This window comes from Terriglobia bacterium, from assembly GCA_036496425.1.
Taxonomy (GTDB): Bacteria; Acidobacteriota; Terriglobia; order 20CM-2-55-15; family 20CM-2-55-15; genus 20CM-2-55-15.
In genome coordinates, this window is the sequence record DASXLG010000213.1 from 1 (window position 1) to 3,095 (window position 3,095).

General features: G+C 57.5%; 4 protein-coding genes. 2 read left to right on the forward strand and 2 right to left on the reverse strand.

Going from position 1 to position 3,095, the window contains the following annotated elements; all coding sequences use genetic code 11:
• The coding region (locus tag VGK48_15320; protein ID HEY2382545.1) for a PQQ-binding-like beta-propeller repeat protein at positions 1-1,121 on the reverse strand (1,121 nt) is incomplete at its 3' end.
• Positions 1,122-1,136: 15 nt separating this feature from the next.
• Between VGK48_15320 and VGK48_15325 the strand changes: the two genes are divergently transcribed.
• Positions 1,137-1,421, forward strand: coding sequence for a muconolactone Delta-isomerase family protein (locus tag VGK48_15325; protein ID HEY2382546.1), 285 nt, complete (start codon positions 1,137-1,139; stop codon positions 1,419-1,421).
• Here the strand turns inward: VGK48_15325 and VGK48_15330 are convergent.
• Positions 1,405-1,950 carry a VOC family protein gene (locus VGK48_15330; protein HEY2382547.1) on the reverse strand — a complete coding sequence of 182 codons (546 nt, stop codon included), beginning with the start codon at positions 1,948-1,950 and terminating at the stop codon, positions 1,405-1,407. The genes VGK48_15325 and VGK48_15330 overlap by 17 nt on opposite strands.
• A gap of 25 nt (positions 1,951-1,975) precedes the next feature.
• Between VGK48_15330 and VGK48_15335 the strand changes: the two genes are divergently transcribed.
• The coding region (locus VGK48_15335) for a mandelate racemase/muconate lactonizing enzyme family protein (protein HEY2382548.1) at positions 1,976-3,095 on the forward strand (1,120 nt) is incomplete at its 3' end.

Below are 3,095 nucleotides of genomic sequence, written 5' to 3' on the forward strand. Positions count from 1 at the left end.
GTGAATTTCTGCCGCGCGAATGGCGGCGGTTTTGTCGGAAACGGCTGCGTCGGCCATGACTCTTCGCCCGGCACGTCGCTCTTCGGCACGGGCCGCTCGTCAATCGGCCACAGCGGCTCGCCCGTCACTCTGTTGAACACATACACAAATCCAAACTTCGTCGGCTCCGCCACGATATCGACCGGCTTGCCATCGTGCTGCACGGTCAGCAGTTTGGGAGCGGCCGTCGGATCGTAATCCCAAAGGTCGTGATGCACAAGCTGGAAATGCCACAGCCTCTTTCCCGTCCGCGCATCCAGCGCGAGCAGGCAATCCCCAAACAGGTTTTTACCGATCCGGTCCGCTCCATAAAAATCGTAGGTAGGAGAACCAAGCGGAAAGTACGCGATACCGCGCTTCTCGTCAATCGAGATCTCGCCCCATGTGTTCGTTCCTCCGCCGTACGTCCAGGCGTCCTTCGGCCACGTCTCGTATCCGAACTCACCAGGTTGCGGAATCGTATGGAACGTCCAGATCAGTTTTCCACTCAGCAAATCATATGCCCGGATGTCGCCGCGAGCCGAGCCATATCCTTCGCCGGTCGCCGAGCCCAGAATAATCAGATTTTCAAAAACCCTCCCCGGCGTACCAGATTGAATATTCCGGATGGTCTTCGGATCGCGGCCCAATCCCTCCCTTAAATCGACTCGCCCGTCATTGCCGAAGGTATTGATTGTTATCCCGGTATTCGCATTGATCTCCTGCAAAAAGCTGTTGGCTGCAAAGATCAGCCTTCGGTCGGAGCGATCCTTGCTTTCCCAATAATTCAGCCCGCGGTCCGTTGGGTTTCCTTCCACCGGATGGTTCCAAATCTTCTTTCCGCTGGCTGCATCGAGCGCCACCAGGGAATTGTCCGCGTCGCGGAGATAAATCATTCCCCCTGCAATCAATGGACTCGCGCCAAAACGGCTGCTCGTGCCAGCCGCCGGATACGACCAGGCCAATTCCAGCGAATGCACATTCGATTTGTCGATCTGTTTGAGTGCGGAGTACTGCATTGAATCCGCAGTCCCGCCGTAATCGCTCCAAGTGGTATACCGGGCGGCGAGCAGCAGAGTTGCCCATCGGATAGCGGTCAACATAGTAAGTTCAATTCAATGGATTTTCTTGTTCACATGGAAGTGACCGCTCGGATAGAAAGCGGCAATGAACTCCTCGCGAAAGAAGCGGAGCGCGCACGCCAGTTGGCTGAGGCCGGAGTTCTGCGGCGCCTATGGCGTGTGCCGGGCCGGCGTGCTAACTGGGGCATATGGGTCGCATCGTCCATCGATGAACTGCACGAAGCGCTCGCCTCGCTGCCGCTCTTTCCGTACCTAAGCATTACTGTTCATCCGCTGGCCTCGCATCCGAACGATCCTCACCAGATTACTCGGCAGGTTTAGCGGGATGCCAAAGACGCAGAGGGGTCGTCTTCTCATATCCTTTACCGTCCGGGAAACTCACCAACTCGAACTGCATGCCCCAGGGAGCGGCAAAATAGATCCATCTCTGCCCGGCATTCGGTCCCGCCGTCCGCGACGTCGGCTCGCCCATCAGTCGAACGCCTTTAGTCTTTAAGTACGCAACCGCTGCATCCAAATCCTCGACATAAAAAGCCAGATGGTGACCGCCCACATCGCTGTTTTTCGGCGGTTCGTTCTTTTGTCCCGGTGCTTCGTATTGAAAGATCTCGAAGTTAGGCCCATACTTACAGCGAAAGAAACGCAGCTTTCGCATAATGGTGCGAGGATCGACGTTTAAGTGCGTCGCCATCCAATCGCCGTCGGCAACGAAAGTACCGATTTCGAAAACGAACTCGCAGCCGATCACGTCGACAAAAAACGACGTTGCCTCCTCTAGGTCAGGCACCGTGAATCCGACATGCTCCGTTCCTCGCAGACCGGGCAAGCCGGTTGAGGGAGAATTTGTCATTCTGTGATATCTATATCATGACCCGATGATTTCAAGAGATAGCAGAATGCAGATTTCGCGCGTCCTCATTGCCGAATGTCCCATGCCCCTCCCGCACGTCCTGCGGCTTGGTCCAGTCGAAATCCGCACCCGCGATTATATTGCCATCCGCATCGAAACTGAATCCGGTCTCTTCGGAGAAGCTCTCGGCTATCCGCGTGGAACGCCGCTGTTTGAGACCGCGAGCCAGATGGCGCGCCGTGTCCTTGGCGGCGATGTATCCATGCGCCGCGAATTGATGTTCAACCTGGAGCAGTTCAATGTTCCCGGGCGCGCCGCCCTCACTCGCGGTCTCAGTCTATTGGATATCGGCTTGTGGGATATCACCTGTAAGCAGGCCAATCTGCCGCTGTTCCGGCTGCTTGGCGGGTTACGCAAACAAACGGAGATCACGGTCGTCGCCGGCTACTACATGGACCGGCGCTCGATCGCCGACGTCGTCGAAGAAGTGGGCGGTCTTCGCGACGCGGGCTATCAGCGCGTAAAGATCATGTTGAAGGGCGACGATCCATTGTTCGATCGTGAGTACGCCTCTGCCGTGACGGCAAAAATGCCGGGCCGCATCGGAGCCGACGCCCATTGGACCTGGAACACGTTGACCGAGGCGAAGCGCCTCTGCCGCGAGCTAGACCAATTGGGTTTGAATTTTCTCGAAGACCCATTCGCCGCCTCCGACTGGCGCTTAACTCACGAACTGCATCGCCAGATAACGACGCCCTTGGCCGCGGGTGAAGATGTGTTCGGCCCGCGCGCCTTTTCCGATCTCGTGGGCGGCATCGATATCTTGCGGGTGGACGCGACCACCTGCGGCGGTTTGACAGGCGCCATCGAGGCAATTCACGTCGCGGCGGCTGCCGGCAAAACAGTCCTGCCGCATGTGTTCCCCCCTCTTCACGTCCACTTGGCATGCGCCTTTCCAAACGTTGAAGCGGTCGAAATCATCCCGCAAGAGTCTGGCGCGGACCCTTTTGACGCTCTGCTGCGGGACTGCCCGGTTCCCGTCGATGGCAAAATGAAGCCAAGCGAGGAGCCTGGCGTGGGGATTACATTCGACTGGGAAGCAGTCGAGAGCTTGGCCCGGCGAGTGGCTATCATTACGCCCGACA

Bases quoted from the DNA above. Each gene is read 5' to 3' on its own strand.
- VGK48_15325 (HEY2382546.1), top strand. From the start codon at position 1,137: ATGGATTTTCTTGTTCACATGGAAGTGACCGCTCGGATAGAAAGCGGC.
- VGK48_15330 (HEY2382547.1), bottom strand. From the start codon at position 1,950: ATGACAAATTCTCCCTCAACCGGCTTGCCCGGTCTGCGAGGAACGGAG.